Source organism: Bacteroides faecalis, assembly GCF_003865075.1.
GTDB lineage: Bacteria > Bacteroidota > Bacteroidia > Bacteroidales > Bacteroidaceae > Bacteroides > Bacteroides faecalis.
Genome location: NZ_BHWB01000014.1, coordinates 61096 through 77946, shown reverse-complemented (window position 1 = coordinate 77946; position 16851 = coordinate 61096). Strand labels below are relative to the sequence as shown.

Genomic DNA, 16851 nt, shown 5'->3' with positions numbered 1-16851 from the left:
GTATAAACAAATCAAATGTATGCCGTATGAAACCATTTACAGAATGCCGTATATTCAATTATTTATCTCTGGCTTCAAGCCCAAAACAGACAGTTTCCGATGAAGAATTCTCTTCCTCCTATACCGAATATGAACAATACCTTTACGACCTCGCCATCGAATCGGTTTCCGTATCGGAAAGGCTGCGCCATCTGCTTCACAGCAAGGTAGAACTGATTTCCCTAAAGAAGTTATTCACCCGAACAGGACATTTCCACACGGCAGTAGCCGAATTCTATCTGGACAAATGCCTCCTGCTGGTGGAGGCGGAAATAGAGCTGGTCAATTTTGGTGTACAGTACCCCGGAACCATCACGACACCTTCCTCGTTTCTTTCATCGCTCCATTGGAAAGGTTCGCTGGTCAACCTGATGGAACTGATCTCCTCGCTGGATTACAGCGGGCTGATTACGGACGAAAGCGGCAAACGCCTCTCTTTCGCCGGTATCGTTTCCGCTTTTGAGAAACTCTTCAATGTTGCCATTCCCAAACCATATGACCTGCGTGCCGACCTTGCCCGGCGCAAAAAGAACTATTCCGTCCTGCTGCCCAAACTAAAGGAAACCTTTGAAAAGAACATCGCGGCTTGCGGAAACGGGAAGTGAACAGGGGTATTTTTACCCCCTGTCACAAATAGTCATCTCTTGTCATTTGTAGTCACTTTCCGATTTTAGGTTCGTATCAAAATTATCACTTATTTTGCTGCCGGATAAATAAAACCTGAAAAGATATGGCTAAAATCAATAGTACACGCAAACCCGGACGGGCTGACACTTCGAGCAAATGAAGAGGCGGACGGAATCCCAAAGAGGAATCAGAACTTCATTCTTATTATTACGGATTCCGTCTGGACGAACTCCAGAACATCGAGTTTGAGAGGCTCTTTGAGAATTCGGGAGCTAATAATAAATCCCAGTTCATCCTTGCCGCCCTTTTCGACAAACCGATGAAAGTCGTGAAAATAGATAAGGCGGCAACGGACTACTACATCAAGCTGACCAACCTGCAGAGCGAATACCGCCGGATCGGAGTAAACTATAACCAGGCAGTCAAAGCTCTGCATACCGGACTATCCGAAAAGAAGGCTCTTGCCATGCTCTATAAATTGGAGCAACTGACTATTGAACTAATATCTCTCAACCGGGAGATTATCCGTCTCACCCAAGAATTTGAACAATGGTTGCAAAAATAACATCAGGAGCCTCCGTTTACGGGGCATTATACTACAATCAAGAAAAAGTGGACAAGCAGCAGGCACGGCCACTGGCATGAAACCGGATCATGGAACCGGCAGACGGCCATCCGACCATCCAGCACTGCATCCGTTCCTTCGAACCGTATCTGGCGGCTAACCGCCGGACTGAGAAGCCCGTTATCCACATTTCATTAAATCCACACCCGGACGATGTGCTGACCGATGAACAGTTGACCGCTATCGGCCAGGAATACATGGAAAAAATGGGATATGGCAACCAACCCTATATCATCTACCGGCATGAGGATATCGGCAGGCCCCACATCCATATCGTCTCCCTGCGTATTGACGAGCAGGGAAAGAAAATTAAAGATTACAAAGAATGGCAACGCTCGACCGCTGTTTGCCGGGAGCTGGAGAGGAAATACCATCTGTTACCCGCCGAGAAGATGGAGCGACGGGAATCCCTGCCGCTGACTGCCGTCGATTACCGGAAGGGGGATATCAAGCATCAGATAGCCAATGTGGTCAAGCCCGTCATGCAGGGATACAAGTTCCAATCCGTCAAGGAGTTTAAAGCCCTGCTTGGCCTTTTCCATGTAACGGTGGAAGAGGCCCACAAGACGATAAAGGGAAAGACCTATCATGGACTGGTCTATGCGGCTACCGATGAAAAAGGAGAACGGACCGGCGTAGCCATCAAATCCAGCAAGATCGGTAAAAGCGTAGGCTACGAGGCACTCCAAAAGAAATTTGTGAAAAGCAAACAATGAATTGCCCGACATCCCGTACCCGTACAGACGAAGGAAGCTATCGCTACCGCCCTGCAAGGACAGCCCACCCGTCAGGGATTCCTGCAGGAACTTTCTGGAAAAGGCATTGCCGCCATACTCTGGCAGAACGATTCCGGTGTGATCTATGGCGTGACCTACATCGACCATAACTCAAAGACCGTATTCAAGGGCTCGCTTCTGGGCAAAGAATATTCGGCATCGGTTATAAACCGGAAGTACGGCACGATCCCACCGGAAAAGACTGAAGAAGCCCCTGTTATCCATCCGTCCGAACCGGAAATGAAAGAGACGGAGCTGGTGGAAGGACTGCTTGATATATTCTCTTTGGAATCCTATCCGTATCCGGCAGACGACCTGACGCAAAGCCCTTACGGGAAAAAGAAAAAGAGAAAACGCAGAGGTCCGCATCTGGGCTAATAAAATGTATCACCATTAATTATCATACCGCTTATGTCACAAGACGAAACCAGAGGGCTCAATAAGAACCTTGACTTCATGAGGGCCATCAGCATCCTATTTTTAGTGATGAATGTCTATTATTTCTGCTATCCCTATTTTCTTTCCATGAACCTGAACATCGGTGTCGTGGACAAGATACTGCTCAATTTCCAGCGGGATACCGGGCTGTTTTCCCATTCGCTGGTGAGCAAGTCCTTCAGTCTGCTCTTCCTTTTCTTCTCCTGCATGGGAGCGAAAGGACGGAAGGACGTGGAGATGTCATGAAGGAGTATCGGCTGTTACCTTATAGCCGGGATGCTGCTCTTTTTTGGTAGCGAGCTCTTACTGACGGCACGCTTCCCCGTCGCGCTTCTAACCTTATTATATGTAGCTACCGTAGCTGCCGGATATATCAGCCTGCTTACCGCCGGAACCTGGATCAGCCGCCTGTTGAAGAACCAACTCATGGATGACGTCTTTAACGACGAGAACGAGAGCTTCATGCAGGAGCGCAGGTTGATTGCCAATGAATACTCGGTAAACCTGCCCACCCGTTTCCGTTACCAACGAAAGACCTATTCAGGCTGGATAAACGTGATTAATCCCTTCCGCGCCTCATTGATATTAGGCACGCCGGGATCAGGAAAGAGTTATGCCATCATCAATAACTATATCCGCCAGCAGATAGAGAAAGGATTCGCCGCCTATATCTATGATTTTAAGTATCCGGATTTAAGCATAATTGCTTATAACCAGCTGCTTAAAAACAAGGATAAGTATGCCAAGCCGGTCGGATTTTATGTGATTAATTTCGATGATCCCAGATACAGCCACCGGTGCAATCCCCTCAATCCTTCGTTTCTATCCGATATCGCGGATGCATACGAATCAGCGTATGTAATCATGTTAAATTTGAACAAGAGTTGGATTCAAAAGCAGGGAGATTTCTTTGTAGAAAGCCCGATTGTGCTATTTGCGGCGGTGATCTGGTATCTTAAAATCTATGAAAACGGGAAATTCTGCACCTTCCCACATGCCATAGAGCTATTGAATAAACCGTATTCCGACCTGTTCACCATACTGACCTCTTACCGGGAGCTGGAGAATTACCTGTCACCTTTTATGGATGCATGGAAAGGTGGTGCGATGGAGCAGCTCCAAGGGCAGATAGCTTCCGCCAAAATTCCGCTATCAAGGCTGATCTCACCTGCCTTATATTGGATTATGACCGGAGATGACTTCACGCTGGATATCAATAATCCGGAGGAACCCAAAGTTTTGTGCGTCGGCAATAACCCTGACAGACAGAATATTTACTCATGTGCGTTAGGATTGTATAATGCCCGTATCGTTAAAATGGTCAACCGAAAAGGCAGGCTCAAATGCTCTATTCTAGTGGATGAGGTTCCCACACTTTACTTTAAAGGACTTGACACCCTGATCGCTACCGCCCGTAGCAACAAAGTGGCAGTATGTCTGGGAGCACAGGATTTCAGCCAGTTAATACGTGACTACGGTGATAAGGAGGCGCGGGTGATCCAGAACACAATTGGAAATATCTTTTCCGGGCAAGTGGTCGGAGAAACAGCGAAAAACCTTTCTGAAAGGTTTGGGAAAGTGCTCCAACAGCGCAAATCCATTAATATGACCCGTGAAGACACCTCAACCAATATCAGTACCCAGCTCGACTCGCTGATACCTGCCTCCAAAATCTCCAACCTCTCGCAAGGAGAGTTTGTCGGCAGTGTCTGCGACAACTTCGGGGAGAAGATAGAACAGAAGATATTCCATTGCGAGATCGTGGTGGACAATGAACGGGTAGCCGCCGAAACAAAAGCCTACAAGCCTATCCCCGTCATAACCGACTTTACCGGTGCGGATGGTAAGGACCACATGCAAGAGGAAATCGAAAGGAACTACTATCAAATCAAGGAAGACGTGACGCAAATCATCGAAAAAGAGCTGCTTCGCATCCAAAATGATCCCAACTTGAAACACCTGCTGGAAACGGCAGACGATGAATAATCCCTATTTAATTTATTAATCATTTAAATGTTGTAAACATGGAAAAAAAGAAAAGTTCTCCGGCCAACCTGCCGGGAAAACCCTGCTTCCCCTGGGTGGGAGGTAAAAGAAGACTGCTTCCCGTACTTATCGAATCCCTTCCGAAAGACTTCGGACAGATGGATACCTATGTAGAACCGTTTGTCGGTGGCGGCGCCCTCTTCTTCTGAATAAGACAAGCCTATCCGGAAATCCGTTGCGTCATCAACGACTCCAACGAGGCTCTGATCAATGTCTACCGCGTCATCAAGGAATCCCCGGAGCAGCTTATTAAAGTGCTTGCCCGGATACAGGACGAATACATCGCGCTGGAGGAACATACCCGAAGAAGGGTCTACTTCATGGAGAAACGTACCTACTACAATGAAGGAAACCCGAATAACATCACCCGTGCCGCCCTGTTTATCTTCTTCATGCGTACCTGTTATAACGGCATCTACTCCGTGAAACCATAGCGGAAAGCTGTCCGTCACTTTTGGTGCCGGGGGACGGGTAAAACTGTTGGAAGAGGAACTGATCCGCTTTAACCACAAGCTGCTGCAAGATGTTGTGATTCTGGACGGTGACTACCGGCAGACCGCAGAATACACCGGAGCCAACTCCCTATTTTATTTTGACCCGCCTTATAAGCCGGTCAATGAGGGTAACTCCTGCACCTCCTACATGCCACAGGACTTCGGAGATGAAGAGCAGATCAACCTGGCAAATTTCTGCAAGGGAATAGGTGAAACCGGTGCCAAATGAATGCTTTCCACTCCGATCCCCGGCAAAAGAACCCTGAGAACACCTTCTTCGACGACCTCTATGCCGGTTTCCATATCCAGCGAATCAGCATCTTCCGTTCCATCTGTTCCATAGCCGAGAAAAGAGAAGCGGTCAATGAATTGCTGATCAGAAATTATTAAGAATAAATATCCGGTGGTAGCCGGGTAGCAATAAAAAGAGAGCCAAATTCCCTCCAGCAGGGATTTGACTCTCTTTTTTATTGCCTGCCTTTCATGCATCAGACAAGGACCAGTATTTTATAATTTTCAACCGGACTGTTTCTTTGCAGGCTTTTCAATCAGCTTCGGGGCTGTTTCGTGCTGATGATCCGTCTTGTTCTCCTGCGCCATCTTCCTGCCCAACAGGTAATCGTTCAAATCGTTATACTCCCGGTAGCAGTCGGACTTGTCCCTGACCGGGCATCCGGCTTGCGCCATCTGCTGAAAAGCCTGCCTTCCGGCGGAATCGTTATCCAGTAGGCAGAGGGCACTCTTATACTCTTTCAAGACAGGGATAGCCTTGCCTACATTGCTGACCGAATTTAAAACGATATAGTCCGGACCGTTTCCTTTAGGCTGTCCGTTACCGGGATGCGTAGCCTTGAGCGTGAGGTATGAGAGATAATCCATAAAGCCTTCAACCACTATGCAACGGTCGCTGCCATTTTTGATATGGGTAATCTCTTTGGGCGATATGCTGCCTTTTAGGTATTTGTTACGGATCTCGTACCCGCCGCTCCGGTTGGCAAAGCCTACGGCAAAATACCATTTTCCCTTGTTCTGAAAATGCACTTCCTTGCATGCTTCCCTTGCGATTTCAGGCAAGATGCCTCTTTCTTTGAGATATCCCAGCAAGACCGGGTTCGTCAGCGGATCAATGCGTACCTGCCGGTAGCCGGTAGCCTGCGGTTCCGCCTGCCGGGGAGAGGCTGCTACCGGACGGAAAGCAGCCGGAAAATGTCCCTCTATCGTTTTAAGCGCATAAGAGATATCCTTCGTCTTTTGAAGCTCCATCGCCAGGGTGATGATGTCCCCTCCCTGTCCGATGCCGAAATCGTATCATAGGTTGCGGGATGCGCTCACCTTGAAAGAAGGTGTCTTCTCCTCACGGAAAGGGGAACAATACCAGATACTGTCCCCTTGTTGTTTTACCGGGTTGAACCCCATACGCCGGAGATAATCCTCCAACTGAATGCTCTTGGCTTCTTCAATGTTCATTGTGTAACGGATTAAATTAATGACTCTTTTTAGAACGGGAATCCTTTAGTATCACCCACTGCAACGGATTCTGCGGCTTCCCGTTTTTTCTCAGTTCAAAATGCAGATGGTTGCCGGTCGCTATGCCGGTATGACCGACATTGCCGATATGCCGACCTATGCGTACATCGCTCCCTTTCCTCACATGCAATTTGCTCAAGTGTGCATACAACGTGGAAAAGCCGCCCGCGTGCCGGATTTCGATGTACCAGCCGTAACTGCTGCTATACCTGGCTTCAACGACTTTCCCGCTTCCTGAAGCATAGACCGGCGTGCCATAGGGTGCGGCAAGATCCACTCCGGCATGGAGTATCCTTTTCTTTTTCACCGGATGCATCCTTATACCGAAACCGGAAGAAACGGCATACCTCCTCCGACTTTCATTCAATGGATACAGAATAGGATAATCGGCCAGTACGGTAACCGGCAACCGGCTGTCTCATATGAAAGACTTTCACTGCCGGGCAGAGTGGATACGGTAGATGACAGCACTGAGTCCGGCTTTATATCCCTTTGACGGGGACTGTGCAAAAGCCGGACATGACAATAAGTGACAGAACATGACAATTAATGACAACTTCCTCATAATCAAACTATTTAATGACAAAGATAGTAATTTTACCCTCGTAAATGATTCATTAATCTTTAAAATTAACGTATATGAACGATGTGAATTTAGCTCCTGAAAACAAGGAAGCAACCCCGGAACACGGGTATTTGATGGCGTATGACAAGAAAGAGCAGAAAGCCAAAGGTGTAAAAGGAATCGCAGCGAACGGAGAGCTGGAAACGCTCGAAGCTAACGAGGCGAACAGGGACCAGTTTATCAAAGTGGACCAACGTGGAAACTTCTTCACCAACTTCGGGAAGAATTTTCTCTACCAGTACAATAATCCCGGTCGTTACTCCCTCTACAACATGCCGAAGGAAACGCTCGTAGAGCAGGCCAAAGAAAAGATCGAAGCGGCGCAGGAACCACAGAACGAAGCAGTCAGAAGGGAACTGGCTTCGACCAGGGTGTATAATAACCATCGCTTCAACGAGCGGGAAGTGAATTGGGAACAGGCCGCCAAATACGGCATTACCCCGGACGGACTGAAGAACGCAAAGGACAGCCTCGAAAGAATGTTGCAGGGAAAGACTTCCGCTATCGCTTTCCGTGTGGCAAAAAATTCCGAGCTGGGGCGTGAAAACGGGGATGCCAAACTCTCCCTGTTCCGCGACGAGAACGGAGCTGTCAAGTTCGACATCCACTACATCCGTCAGGCTCCCAAGATCGGGGAAGACTACAGGGGACATGTCCTGACGGAAGAAGACCTCAAGGCCCTGAACCAGACCGGCAATCTCGGCAAGGCGGTGGATGTAGTCATTGACTACCGTACCAAAGAAACCAAATCCTGCTACCTTTCCAAAGACCCGGTGACCAATGAATTGTTCCATATGCCCGTAGAGCAGGCACGCATTCCGCGTAAGGTGAAAGATTATACGCTTTCTCCGAAAGAATACGATGCTGCCGTGCGCGGTGAGGAAGTACCGATCCGTTTCAAGTCTGATAATGGAAAATTTTATGCCACCTCCATCCAGATGAGTGCCGCCGAGCGAGGGGTGGAATTCCTCTGGGAAAGAAGCACCAAGAAGTTGGAAGAGGCACAGAAACAAGGTCAGGAACAAGACGGAAGCCAGCAGCAGCCCCATGCACCGGTACAAGTAGCCGGAAAACCCCGGAAAAAAGAGGAAGCCTCACAGCAAGCGGAAAAGAAACCGCGTACCCGTAAACCGTCCATCACACCTAAAATGTAAGAAAAATGGCAACCTATATTTCTGATGATCCCAAACTATTGGACGAGCTTTTCAGGAAAGACGGTGAAGGCCAGCTCCTTGTCGGTTATGAAACCGGCAAGGAGAAACCCCATGCAGAATCCTCCTATATGCTTTATCCTGCCAATCCCGACAGGCAAGACCCTGTCTATACGTTTATGGCCTTGTTCAGCCAACAATCGATAAAAGCCAAATACTCCGCCTTCGTACCGAATACCCGTCTGGAAATCTATTCATTCCCGAAGATGACGGATGTACCGGCTATCTCCGGAGATATTTCCAAAAAGGAATATATCAATCAGGTATTACTACCCTATATCCGGGAAAAGGGACTGGCTCCTCTAATAAGTACCAATCTGAGAAATGTCCTGTTTGCGCAGTCACGCAGCGATATCCTCATGATATCGGGAGAACTTCCGAAACTGACCACACAGCAGTTGGACGAGCTGGTCCATTTTCATCAGAAGCAGGATGAGCTGGCTGCCAGGTATGATTATAATCCGGTTTACAAATTACCGCTGCATGCTGTGGAAACGTCCAAAGGAATCTTGTTTTTCAGTGATACCAAAATGGGACGGGAGGGATTGAAGAGCTTTTACCAACAGTTATCCGGCAATTATTTCTGGGTTCATGGCGAACCCGGTCCTGTCAGGCAATACAACGTCAACTGCCTGTCCGACGATATCTGTCCTTTGGTGGATGCCTGCTACCGGAAGAATCCCCAAAGCGGAAAAGGGGAATATGATTTTGATAATGCTGTATTCTCAAAAGAGGCTTTCCGTGACAGGAAACAGTGGAAACTGGCGTTTGAAACGGACATGGAGCCGAGCGCTTCTGAATTTCTCCGCCTGAATGAATTTGCCGGATGTCCTGCGAGCCGTAACAATGCGGATATCAGCAAACTGTTGTATCTGATGGAGAACGGATTCAAGCGGGATATAATAAATGATCCCGATTTCGGATACCGGAATGTCTTTCAGGAGTATGTCACCCGGATAGACGACTGTATCAACGGACAGTCCTCGGGGCCAGATTTGTCAGATGTGCTGGATGACATGCGTTGGAAAGCGAAGAATATCCTTCTGACGGATTTCGATGTCCGTGGACACCGTACATTGGAAAGGACACTGAATGACAGGAGCGTCCCGTTTCTCATCAATGGAACCGATGCCGGCGAAGCCATGAGGCAAGCCTTGCTGGAAGGAAAGTGGATCTACTGTCCCCAAATATCCAAGTCAATGCCAGATTTACATTTCCTCCATGCCGAAAAGACATGCAACCGGGTAATGGCATATACCAAATCTCCCGTAAACAAGACCGTGTATCAGGAGAAAAACGGCAAAATCATTCCATATGTACCGGCTTTGAAAAAGGTATCGAAAACGAAAAGGAACAATTCCCTCAAAATGTAATGATATGAAGCAACCTGAACAATCCTATACAGCCATAGAGACAGCCCATGGCTTTGTGTTCTTTACTGATACGACGGAAGGACAGAAAAACAGGCAGGACTTTCTGCAATTTATGGCAGACCATTACTTCGATCCCCATTTCAATCTTGGTCCGGTAAATGTTTACCGGGCAGAAGGAGTCCTAAAGGATGGATCCTATGTCAATCCGGGTGAAGGCCTGTACCCGGAATATGCTTACCTGCAGATGGATAAGACACCGGAAATGGAGCTGGTCTACCGGAATGAGATGAAGCCGACCTGGGAGGATTTCGGTAGTTTCTGCCACAATATGCATTGTACCAGCAGCCATCGCAACCGTAATATCGCTGATATTTTGGAGGAAATAGAAAGCAAGGACCGTAAATTACTGGAGCTTTCCAAACAAGGTACAGCATCGGATAGTAAGTATTCGATAAACTCCCTCGTATATTGGGTAACGTATGTTCATAATGTCGTTTATTCATTTTATCGTTCTATGATTTATTGTTACATCAATTCAACCCAAAGATGTGCGGGTTCTATAGTAATTGATATTATCCCTACTAATGGAGCGGATAAAAGGAAGTTTTTCCCCTTTGCCCCTTATTTTCCTGTGACAAATGTGATAAAGCGATATTTTTATCCCTACTTTCCCGCCATAATTGGTATAAAAGGGTATTCTTTCCCTTATTTTCCCTATTTATCGGGGATAATGAAGATAAAAACGGCACTTTATTCCCTATTTTCCCGTCTTGATTGGCATAAAACGGTAGTTTTCCCGTGTTTAGGCGAGATTTACGAAGGTATCAGGAGTCTTTCTTGGGAGATTCCGGTGACGTAACGGATAATATCTTGCCCTTGGATAACAGATTGTCAGGTAACAATTCGGCCAGATCCATCGAGTAGTCATCGTCATAATCATGTATATGTTCAAGGAAGTAGATCAGCCACGTGCGGAAGTCAGCCCCGGCAGCCTTGCAGCAGCCGAAGAACGAGTAGAGCACCGCCGCATCTTCAGCGGCATCATTATTGCCACAGAACAGGTAATTACGTCTGCCGCACGCGACAGGCCGCACTTTATTTTCTATCTCGTTATTATCCGGTCTGTAACGACCGTCCAAATGGTACCTGGAGAGTTTGTCGAACCTTCCGTATGTATATTTTATGGCTTTTCCGATCGGACTGTCTTTCATTACTTTGGGATATTCATTGACCAGCCATTTCTCGAAGCGCACAAGTATGGGATATGCAAGACGTGCCCTAAGTTCAGCCCTCTGTTCGTAAGTCAGGCGTTCATCGTCAGCCTTACGCTCCACGTCATAAAGCAACTGTATCTGTGCGAGCGCATAGTCGGCACGCTGCATGTCATTCTTTCTTGCCTCCCAAAAATGTCTGCGTGCATGGGCCCAACAGCCAAGAAGGATAATACCTTTCTTGGCGTCCAGCATCTCGTACCTTTCGTATCCGTCCGTCTGTATGGCTCCCCGGAACTTGCCGAAGAGTTTCAGCACCACCTTTCCACTTCGGGAACCCTTGTCATAGTAAAAGAACTGACGTCCGGTCATGACACTGCGCACAAGCCAGATATAACCTTTGACCGTCTTGTGTCTCTCGTCATTCATCACGGGGATTGTCGTTTCATCCGACTGTATGTAGTCAGTCTGCATCACCAGCTCCCATAATCGGAAGTAAAGGGGCCTTAGCAAATCCGCCACATCCTTGAACCAGTCGTTGACCGTTGACGCGGGGAGATGTACCCCCACACGTTTGAACTGTTCCAGTTGCCTGTGGAACGGTATGTGATCCACATATTTCCCTATCATCATGTCTGCCAGCAATGAGGCAGAGGCATAGCTCTTTGCTATTGGCATGACGGGAAGCGGGCCGGTCTTGAACTCGTTTGTACCCTTCCGTTTGGCTGTATGGCGCACTATCCTGCGGATATAGAACTTCTCGGGCTCGTGCATAAGGATCTCGGTCACTTCCTCTCCGGGAAGGAGCGTCCACTCTTCCGGATTATACCCTTCGGGATATATATGGACCACCTCACGCTCAAGATTCTCCGGAAGGGATTTTCTCGCAGGATGCTGCTTCCCCGCTTTTTTACGGGCGATGATCGCTTCTCTGGTAGCCTTCAACTCCTTTTCTGCTTCTTCTGCGGCTTCAGCCTCCTGGGGAAGCATGTCAAAGCCTTCAAAATCCAGCCAGCGGTCCTGGGCGTCAGGCTTTATGAACTTTTCCGCCTTCTTACCGTACAACTGCCGTTCAAGATAGGATACACGTTGCTCCAGACTGTTGATTTTTGCTTCCTTTTGGGCGATTATGGCATCCTTGTCAGACAATAAAGCCTCATACACCTCTTTGTCCGCAGCTTTAAGGGGCTGCGTGGACACCATCTCCTTCAACCGGCTGTTTTCTCTATACAGACAGTCGCATTTGTGCATGAGATCCTTTATCAGTAATTCCTTATCGGTTGGCATAATCGTTTAAATATGATGCTAAGATACTAAAAAACAGCCGGAATACGGCATTGTATATGTTATAATTTGTTACAACTACAACCCATGGAAACCACTCCTTTTATAACGCCTGACCTTGCTGCCGTCCATTCCTTGAACCATCATCACAAGGTCATTCCAGAAGGTTTCAATCGCTTTAATCCGACCTTCCTCCGTATTTATGACCGGCAGATGGAAGTGCCCATGTTCCAGCCTCATATGGTATATCACCAGACCACCATATTCCATATGGAGGATTTTCATACAGGTACAATTCGCATTGATAAAAATGAAAGCGTCACCGTCCCGTACATTCTTTCCCATCTGGTTGGTCACGATGCCGCTAAGCGTATAAAAACTCTTACGCATGTCTGTCGGATACGGGTAAAGATAATATCTGTTGGATTCATTCAAAGAAAACATAGGCTAACGGTTTGAATTCAAAAATATCAGGGTTTGCAATACCTCCGGTGACAAAGGGCTGTTCAAGCGGACTGTGACGCCATTGGGATAGGAGATCTCACATAGCGGCTGGGGAATTGGCGACGGGCTGACCGGAGGGGCAGACAGCAGGGATTTCTCCTTATGGGGAAGACTGACCTGGCCCTTACTGTTTACCTTTACCGGGATAAAGCCGCCTTTGCGCAACAGCTTGGAACGCCACTCGTAGAAACGTTTGGGACGAATACATTCATTCGAACAAAAATCCATAACTGACAGTCCGCTCGACTTGAAACGGGAATAAATAGATTCAAAATCTTCCATGGTCCATTGATGTGACATAACAATTGAGCTTTTTTACTTTGATTACAAAAGTAATATCACATTTTTAGAATGAAAGGGGGAGTTTATCGAATGCTTACATCGGATATCCGGCAGCAGATAGAAGAAACCGGCCAGGATAAAGCCTTGCTGGACAAACTCCTCAAGCAGTATTACGATGTGCGTGGACACCGGACTGTTGGGAACATCCTCCGCGACCCGATGGAATGTGTCACCGTAGACGGTGTCCGGCTCTTTACCCCTCACCGGCAAGTATTGGCGGCAGGGCACGGACTCTTCCTGCCGGGAGAGGCAAAAAGCAACCCGTCCCATGCCTATGCATGGATAAACGGGGATTTCACCCGGATCGTATTTTCTAAGGATCCTCCTGCGAACAAACAGGTGTTCAAAGTGAAAACAGTCATCGAAAAGGCTTTGAATAAAAAGCAGGACGTGAAAAAGAAAAGAAATACCCACCCTAAATTGTAGAAATATGGACAAGAGAAACCAAATGGAAAATCCTTTTTTCGATCCCGACAAGCCGGGAAGTATTTTTGTCGGTATGGACCGTTACCATCAGTACTCTCCCCACCAGCCCCGAAATGCCCTCACATTCATTCAGAAAGGAGATGCGGACAGCCTGTTCCGCAAATTCCTGATTGACAATATCAAGGAAGCGGAGTGCTGCCCCTATATTCCGGATACGGAACTGCTCCGGTTTGACCTGGCGAACATGAGGCAGGTTCCACCGGTAGATACCCATACCCCTTTCGAGGAATATATCAGCAAGGAACTGCTGCCGTATTTTCAAGAACACTGCATTCCCCCTGCCAAACGCATTTCCCTGCGTGATGCGGTCTATACCTATAAATACAAGAATGAACCGGACGGCGGCATATTGAAGAAGTATCTCATGCAGGAACCCGCATACTTGGAGTTTCGATTACAGCAACAGGAAAAAAGGACATTGTACCGGTGCCAGCCGCGGTACACATTCCCCTTAAAAGTGGTGGAGAATGACTTCGGATACCTTATCTTTTCCGGTAACGAGATCGGCAGGAACGGATTCAGGGAGTGCATCCGGTACATCACGGACCATTACTTCGACCCGCACTACGATACCGGCCATCTGGCCGTCTACGACAGTACGTTCATGGACAAGAACCTGGTTCCTCTCATAGATGCCGCTTACAAGCCGTGCAAACCGATGGAACTGGATTATTCCTTCGATTTTTATCCGGCATCCTATATCGGTCTTGACGAACTGCCCAAAGAATTCATCGACAGTTTAAAACCGGTATGCTACCATTCGATGGAAGCGACAGCCGGGGATTTTATAAAATTCGCCACCGACTGGCATTTCAATAAGGATACGCAGGTTTCCATCAGCCGGGAGAACCATGACATTTACCGGCTGCTGACCGTCATGCGTAACGGTTATATGAATATTCATGAACAACCGTTTACCTATTTCAATGAACTGCTGCCGTATGCCAAGGAATTTGAAAAAGTCACGCAGGTTAAATCTGCCGGCGAATTCGATACGGGAAAGTTCAAGCGGTTGTCTACGGAAATCCGGAAGGCTGCCGATGGAATTTTGAAAAGGGATTTCGATGTGAGAGGGCACCGTTCCCTTGAGAATATGTTGAATGACTCCACCGTTACCTTCACCGTCGGAAGCCGAAAACTGAATGAAGTTCAAAAGACGGCACTGGCTTCGGGATACGCACTGTATCTCCCGGAAAACAACAAGGAGGCGACAAGGCATCTCCTTTTTTGCAAGGCCGACTTTGAGCAGGGCAGAATTGAGGGTTCCTCCAAGCCCTTCGGCGTCAGGACATACGTGATAAAGGACGGACTGCTCTGTCCGCTGCCGGAAGAGAAGAATACCGTTAAAAAGACTGAGAATAAGAACAGACATAACAATAACCGTTTAAAATAAAGCGATATGATACCTAAAAGTCAGATGTACCTCGGAGCGCGGATTGTAGAGAACGATCCGGAAGAGGAAACTCCCGTTGTTCCCTATAAAGGAACAGTAACAGCCATTGAAGAAACCGGAAAAGGGGAACTGGATTACTTTGTCTATATCCGGCTGGATGATGAGTCCATGAAACAAAAAAGAATCTCCCTTTGCTGCCCGGACAAGATCATGACCTGTTTTCCATGGACTATAGACCTGGAAGAAAAACAGAAAATGGAGCAGAAAATGAAGAATAAAAAAGTTCCCGACCCGTCGAAACGGCATAGACTATCTTAATCAACCATTCATCTAAACCATAAAATAAACCCATAGCGAAAAAGTAAATTTGGGCAAAGCGTAGCGAATTAGCTGATAGAGCGTTCGTTACGCTTTGTTTTTCTATGGGGCAGAGCCAACGAAATACCACCTCGAAGCCAAACGGTGCAGAAGTTCAGTTACCACCTCGTTACTCCCGTAACGGGTGCAGATTTCTTGCTAAAAGGTTCTGTTTCTGTGTTTTGCGTAGATTTACATAGCTGTCGGTAACTCACTAATAACTAATTTTGTAACCAAAAAAGGAGTGAGTTATGCGTAGTACATTCAAGGTATTATTTTACGTAAAGAAAGGCAGCGAGAAGCCGAACGGCAACCTGCCTCTGATGTGCCGTATCACGGTGGACGGCGAGATTAAACAGTTCAGTTGCAAGATGGACGTTCCCCCACGGCTGTGGGACGTGAAGAACAACCGTGCTTCGGGCAAGAGCGTCGAAGCACAGAGAATCAACCTTGCGGTAGATAAAATCCGAGTGGAGGTAAACCGCCGTTATCAAGAACTGATGCAGACGGACGGTTATGTTACCGCCTCCAAACTAAAAGATGCCTATCTCGGTATCGGCATCAAGCAGGAAACCTTGCTGAAGCTGTTCGAGCAGCACAACGCCGAGTTTGAGAAGAAAGTCGGGCACAGCAGGGCACAGGGTACGTTCACCCGTTATCGGACAGTCTGCAACCATATTCGGGAGTTTTTGCCCCATACCTACAAACGTGAGGATATTCCGTTAAAGGAACTCAACCTCACGTTCATCAACGATTTCGAGTATTTTTTGCGCACGGAGAAAAAATGCCGCACCAATACCGTGTGGGGCTACATGATTGTGTTGAAACACATCGTTTCCATTGCGAGGAACGACGGGCGTTTGCCGTTCAATCCCTTTGCCGGATATATCAACTCTCCCGAAAACGTGGACAGGGGCTATCTCACCCAAACGGAGATACAGACGCTCATGGACGCACCCATGAAGAACGCCACCCATGAACTTGTACGGGACTTGTTTGTCTTTTCGGTGTTCACGGGTTTGGCGTATTCGGACGTGAAGAACCTCACCGCCGACCACCTGCAAACATTCTTCGACGGCAATCTGTGGATAATCACCCGAAGAAAGAAAACCAACACCGAATCGAACATCCGTCTTTTGGACGTTCCCAAACGTATCATAGAGAAATACAAGGGGCTGGCAAGGGGCGGTCATGTTTTCCCCATTCCGAGCAATGGCAGTTGCAACAAGATACTCAAAGAGATAGGCAGACAGTGCGGTTTCAAGGTGCGCTTGACCTATCACGTTGCACGTCACACGAACGCCACGACCGTACTTTTGTCGCACGGCGTACCCATTGAAACCGTCAGCAGGCTTCTCGGTCACACTAACATAAAGACCACCCAGATTTACGCCAAAATCACCGCCCAAAAGATAAGTCAGGACATGGAAGACTTGTCGCACAAGTTGGAGGATATGGAGAAAAGTATTTGCCGAGCCATTTAGTCACCTTAA

At 47.6% G+C, this 16851-nt stretch carries 20 protein-coding genes and 3 pseudogenes; 16 read left to right on the top strand and 7 right to left on the bottom strand.

Going from position 1 to position 16851, the window contains the following annotated elements; translation table 11 throughout:
* Positions 1 to 26: 26 nt before the first annotated feature.
* The 9 genes and pseudogenes from EJF25_RS18710 (at position 27) to EJF25_RS25135 (ending at position 5435) form a co-directional block, all read left to right on the top strand.
* Positions 27 to 644 (top strand): RteC domain-containing protein, encoded by a 618-nt coding sequence (locus EJF25_RS18710; RefSeq protein ID WP_004308105.1) that lies wholly within the window; start codon positions 27 to 29, stop codon positions 642 to 644.
* 188 nt (positions 645 to 832) lie between these two features.
* Positions 833 to 1231, top strand: a pseudogene (gene mobA / locus EJF25_RS18705) (conjugal transfer protein MobA); the annotation flags it as partial.
* A gap of 89 nt (positions 1232 to 1320) precedes the next feature.
* A complete protein-coding gene (locus EJF25_RS25150) occupies positions 1321 to 2007 on the top strand; it encodes a relaxase/mobilization nuclease domain-containing protein (RefSeq protein WP_004308102.1) in 687 nt (228 codons plus the stop codon).
* On the top strand, positions 2004 to 2177 hold the full coding sequence (locus EJF25_RS25145) for a hypothetical protein (protein WP_162864683.1): 174 nt from the start codon (positions 2004 to 2006) through the stop codon (positions 2175 to 2177). The genes EJF25_RS25150 and EJF25_RS25145 overlap by 4 nt, the downstream gene beginning before the upstream one ends.
* A complete protein-coding gene (locus tag EJF25_RS25140; protein ID WP_004308101.1) occupies positions 2146 to 2445 on the top strand; it encodes a hypothetical protein in 300 nt (99 codons plus the stop codon). The genes EJF25_RS25145 and EJF25_RS25140 overlap by 32 nt, the downstream gene beginning before the upstream one ends.
* 33 nt (positions 2446 to 2478) lie before the next feature.
* A pseudogene (gene mobC, locus EJF25_RS18690) lies at positions 2479 to 4491 on the top strand (conjugal transfer protein MobC).
* Positions 4492 to 4529: 38 nt separating this feature from the next.
* Positions 4530 to 4985: pseudogene (locus EJF25_RS26370) on the top strand (DNA adenine methylase).
* Positions 4986 to 5031: 46 nt separating this feature from the next.
* Entirely contained in the window at positions 5032 to 5274 is a 243-nt protein-coding gene (locus EJF25_RS26365) for a DNA adenine methylase (RefSeq protein ID WP_306308337.1), read from the top strand.
* Positions 5271 to 5435, top strand: a complete 165-nt coding sequence (locus EJF25_RS25135) for a hypothetical protein (protein WP_200832943.1) — start codon at positions 5271 to 5273, stop codon at positions 5433 to 5435. The genes EJF25_RS26365 and EJF25_RS25135 overlap by 4 nt, the downstream gene beginning before the upstream one ends.
* 126 nt (positions 5436 to 5561) lie before the next feature.
* On the opposite strand, the gene EJF25_RS18670 is transcribed toward EJF25_RS25135, so the two are convergent.
* The 4 genes from EJF25_RS18670 to EJF25_RS26220 form a co-directional block, all read right to left on the bottom strand.
* Positions 5562 to 6308 carry a DUF8464 domain-containing protein gene (locus EJF25_RS18670; protein ID WP_004318633.1) on the bottom strand — a complete coding sequence of 249 codons (747 nt, stop codon included), beginning with the start codon at positions 6306 to 6308 and terminating at the stop codon, positions 5562 to 5564.
* A gap of 45 nt (positions 6309 to 6353) precedes the next feature.
* On the bottom strand, positions 6354 to 6512 hold the full coding sequence (locus tag EJF25_RS25130) for a hypothetical protein (RefSeq protein ID WP_004311895.1): 159 nt from the start codon (positions 6510 to 6512) through the stop codon (positions 6354 to 6356).
* 16 nt (positions 6513 to 6528) lie between these two features.
* The gene (locus EJF25_RS18665) at positions 6529 to 6888 is read right to left on the bottom strand and encodes a M23 family metallopeptidase (protein ID WP_007750791.1); all 360 of its coding nucleotides are present in this window, start codon (positions 6886 to 6888) and stop codon (positions 6529 to 6531) included.
* Positions 6889 to 7005: 117 nt separating this feature from the next.
* The gene (locus EJF25_RS26220) at positions 7006 to 7137 is read right to left on the bottom strand and encodes a hypothetical protein (protein ID WP_004311894.1); all 132 of its coding nucleotides are present in this window, start codon (positions 7135 to 7137) and stop codon (positions 7006 to 7008) included.
* Between the two features lie 74 nt (positions 7138 to 7211).
* Between EJF25_RS26220 and EJF25_RS18655 the strand changes: the two genes are divergently transcribed.
* From EJF25_RS18655 to EJF25_RS25850, 3 genes are read left to right on the top strand one after another with little or no spacing between them, the layout of a single operon-like run.
* Complete coding sequence (locus EJF25_RS18655; RefSeq protein ID WP_004318630.1) at positions 7212 to 8351, top strand: DUF4099 domain-containing protein; 1140 nt, start codon at positions 7212 to 7214, stop codon at positions 8349 to 8351.
* A 5-nt stretch (positions 8352 to 8356) separates the two neighbouring features.
* Entirely contained in the window at positions 8357 to 9781 is a 1425-nt protein-coding gene (locus EJF25_RS18650) for a DUF6047 family protein (protein ID WP_004311892.1), read from the top strand.
* A 4-nt stretch (positions 9782 to 9785) separates the two neighbouring features.
* Positions 9786 to 10640 (top strand): DUF6047 family protein, encoded by an 855-nt coding sequence (locus EJF25_RS25850; RefSeq protein ID WP_235016865.1) that lies wholly within the window; start codon positions 9786 to 9788, stop codon positions 10638 to 10640.
* On the opposite strand, the gene EJF25_RS18635 is transcribed toward EJF25_RS25850, so the two are convergent.
* From EJF25_RS18635 to tnpA, 3 genes are all read right to left on the bottom strand, one after another.
* A complete protein-coding gene (locus EJF25_RS18635; RefSeq protein ID WP_004312011.1) occupies positions 10606 to 12279 on the bottom strand; it encodes an IS66-like element ISBf10 family transposase in 1674 nt (557 codons plus the stop codon). The genes EJF25_RS25850 and EJF25_RS18635 overlap by 35 nt on opposite strands.
* 75 nt (positions 12280 to 12354) lie before the next feature.
* Complete coding sequence (gene tnpB / locus EJF25_RS18630) at positions 12355 to 12720, bottom strand: IS66 family insertion sequence element accessory protein TnpB (protein WP_004312010.1); 366 nt, start codon at positions 12718 to 12720, stop codon at positions 12355 to 12357.
* Positions 12721 to 12723: 3 nt separating this feature from the next.
* A complete protein-coding gene (tnpA, locus tag EJF25_RS18625; RefSeq protein WP_004312009.1) occupies positions 12724 to 13062 on the bottom strand; it encodes an IS66 family insertion sequence element accessory protein TnpA in 339 nt (112 codons plus the stop codon).
* A 144-nt stretch (positions 13063 to 13206) separates the two neighbouring features.
* Between tnpA and EJF25_RS18620 the strand changes: the two genes are divergently transcribed.
* The 4 genes from EJF25_RS18620 to EJF25_RS18605 all read left to right on the top strand — a co-directional run bounded on the left by EJF25_RS18620 (position 13207) and on the right by EJF25_RS18605 (position 16842).
* Entirely contained in the window at positions 13207 to 13548 is a 342-nt protein-coding gene (locus tag EJF25_RS18620) for a hypothetical protein (protein WP_235016864.1), read from the top strand.
* Between the two features lie 4 nt (positions 13549 to 13552).
* Entirely contained in the window at positions 13553 to 15001 is a 1449-nt protein-coding gene (locus EJF25_RS18615; protein ID WP_004318628.1) for a DUF6047 family protein, read from the top strand.
* 6 nt (positions 15002 to 15007) lie between these two features.
* On the top strand, positions 15008 to 15319 hold the full coding sequence (locus EJF25_RS18610; protein WP_004311889.1) for a hypothetical protein: 312 nt from the start codon (positions 15008 to 15010) through the stop codon (positions 15317 to 15319).
* Between the two features lie 290 nt (positions 15320 to 15609).
* Positions 15610 to 16842: a site-specific integrase gene (locus tag EJF25_RS18605; protein WP_125042320.1), complete on the top strand. Its 1233-nt coding sequence runs from the start codon at positions 15610 to 15612 to the stop codon at positions 16840 to 16842.
* Positions 16843 to 16851: the final 9 nt, after the last annotated feature.

Excerpts from the sequence above, each read along its gene's own strand:
- EJF25_RS25150 (WP_004308102.1), top strand. The coding sequence starts at position 1,321 with ATGGAACCGGCAGACGGCCATCCGACCATCCAGCACTGCATCCGTTCC.
- EJF25_RS18670 (WP_004318633.1), bottom strand. The coding sequence starts at position 6,308 with ATGGAGCTTCAAAAGACGAAGGATATCTCTTATGCGCTTAAAACGATA.
- EJF25_RS18710 (WP_004308105.1), top strand. The coding sequence starts at position 27 with ATGAAACCATTTACAGAATGCCGTATATTCAATTATTTATCTCTGGCT.
- EJF25_RS18615 (WP_004318628.1), top strand. The coding sequence starts at position 13,553 with ATGGACAAGAGAAACCAAATGGAAAATCCTTTTTTCGATCCCGACAAG.
- tnpA (WP_004312009.1), bottom strand. The coding sequence starts at position 13,062 with ATGGAAGATTTTGAATCTATTTATTCCCGTTTCAAGTCGAGCGGACTG.
- EJF25_RS18610 (WP_004311889.1), top strand. The coding sequence starts at position 15,008 with ATGATACCTAAAAGTCAGATGTACCTCGGAGCGCGGATTGTAGAGAAC.
- EJF25_RS25145 (WP_162864683.1), top strand. The coding sequence starts at position 2,004 with ATGAATTGCCCGACATCCCGTACCCGTACAGACGAAGGAAGCTATCGC.
- EJF25_RS26220 (WP_004311894.1), bottom strand. The coding sequence starts at position 7,137 with ATGAGGAAGTTGTCATTAATTGTCATGTTCTGTCACTTATTGTCATGT.
- EJF25_RS25130 (WP_004311895.1), bottom strand. The coding sequence starts at position 6,512 with ATGAACATTGAAGAAGCCAAGAGCATTCAGTTGGAGGATTATCTCCGG.
- EJF25_RS25135 (WP_200832943.1), top strand. The coding sequence starts at position 5,271 with ATGAATGCTTTCCACTCCGATCCCCGGCAAAAGAACCCTGAGAACACC.
- EJF25_RS18635 (WP_004312011.1), bottom strand. The coding sequence starts at position 12,279 with ATGCCAACCGATAAGGAATTACTGATAAAGGATCTCATGCACAAATGC.
- EJF25_RS18665 (WP_007750791.1), bottom strand. The coding sequence starts at position 6,888 with ATGCATCCGGTGAAAAAGAAAAGGATACTCCATGCCGGAGTGGATCTT.
- EJF25_RS25850 (WP_235016865.1), top strand. The coding sequence starts at position 9,786 with ATGAAGCAACCTGAACAATCCTATACAGCCATAGAGACAGCCCATGGC.
- EJF25_RS18655 (WP_004318630.1), top strand. The coding sequence starts at position 7,212 with ATGAACGATGTGAATTTAGCTCCTGAAAACAAGGAAGCAACCCCGGAA.
- tnpB (WP_004312010.1), bottom strand. The coding sequence starts at position 12,720 with ATGTTTTCTTTGAATGAATCCAACAGATATTATCTTTACCCGTATCCG.
- EJF25_RS18605 (WP_125042320.1), top strand. The coding sequence starts at position 15,610 with ATGCGTAGTACATTCAAGGTATTATTTTACGTAAAGAAAGGCAGCGAG.
- EJF25_RS18650 (WP_004311892.1), top strand. The coding sequence starts at position 8,357 with ATGGCAACCTATATTTCTGATGATCCCAAACTATTGGACGAGCTTTTC.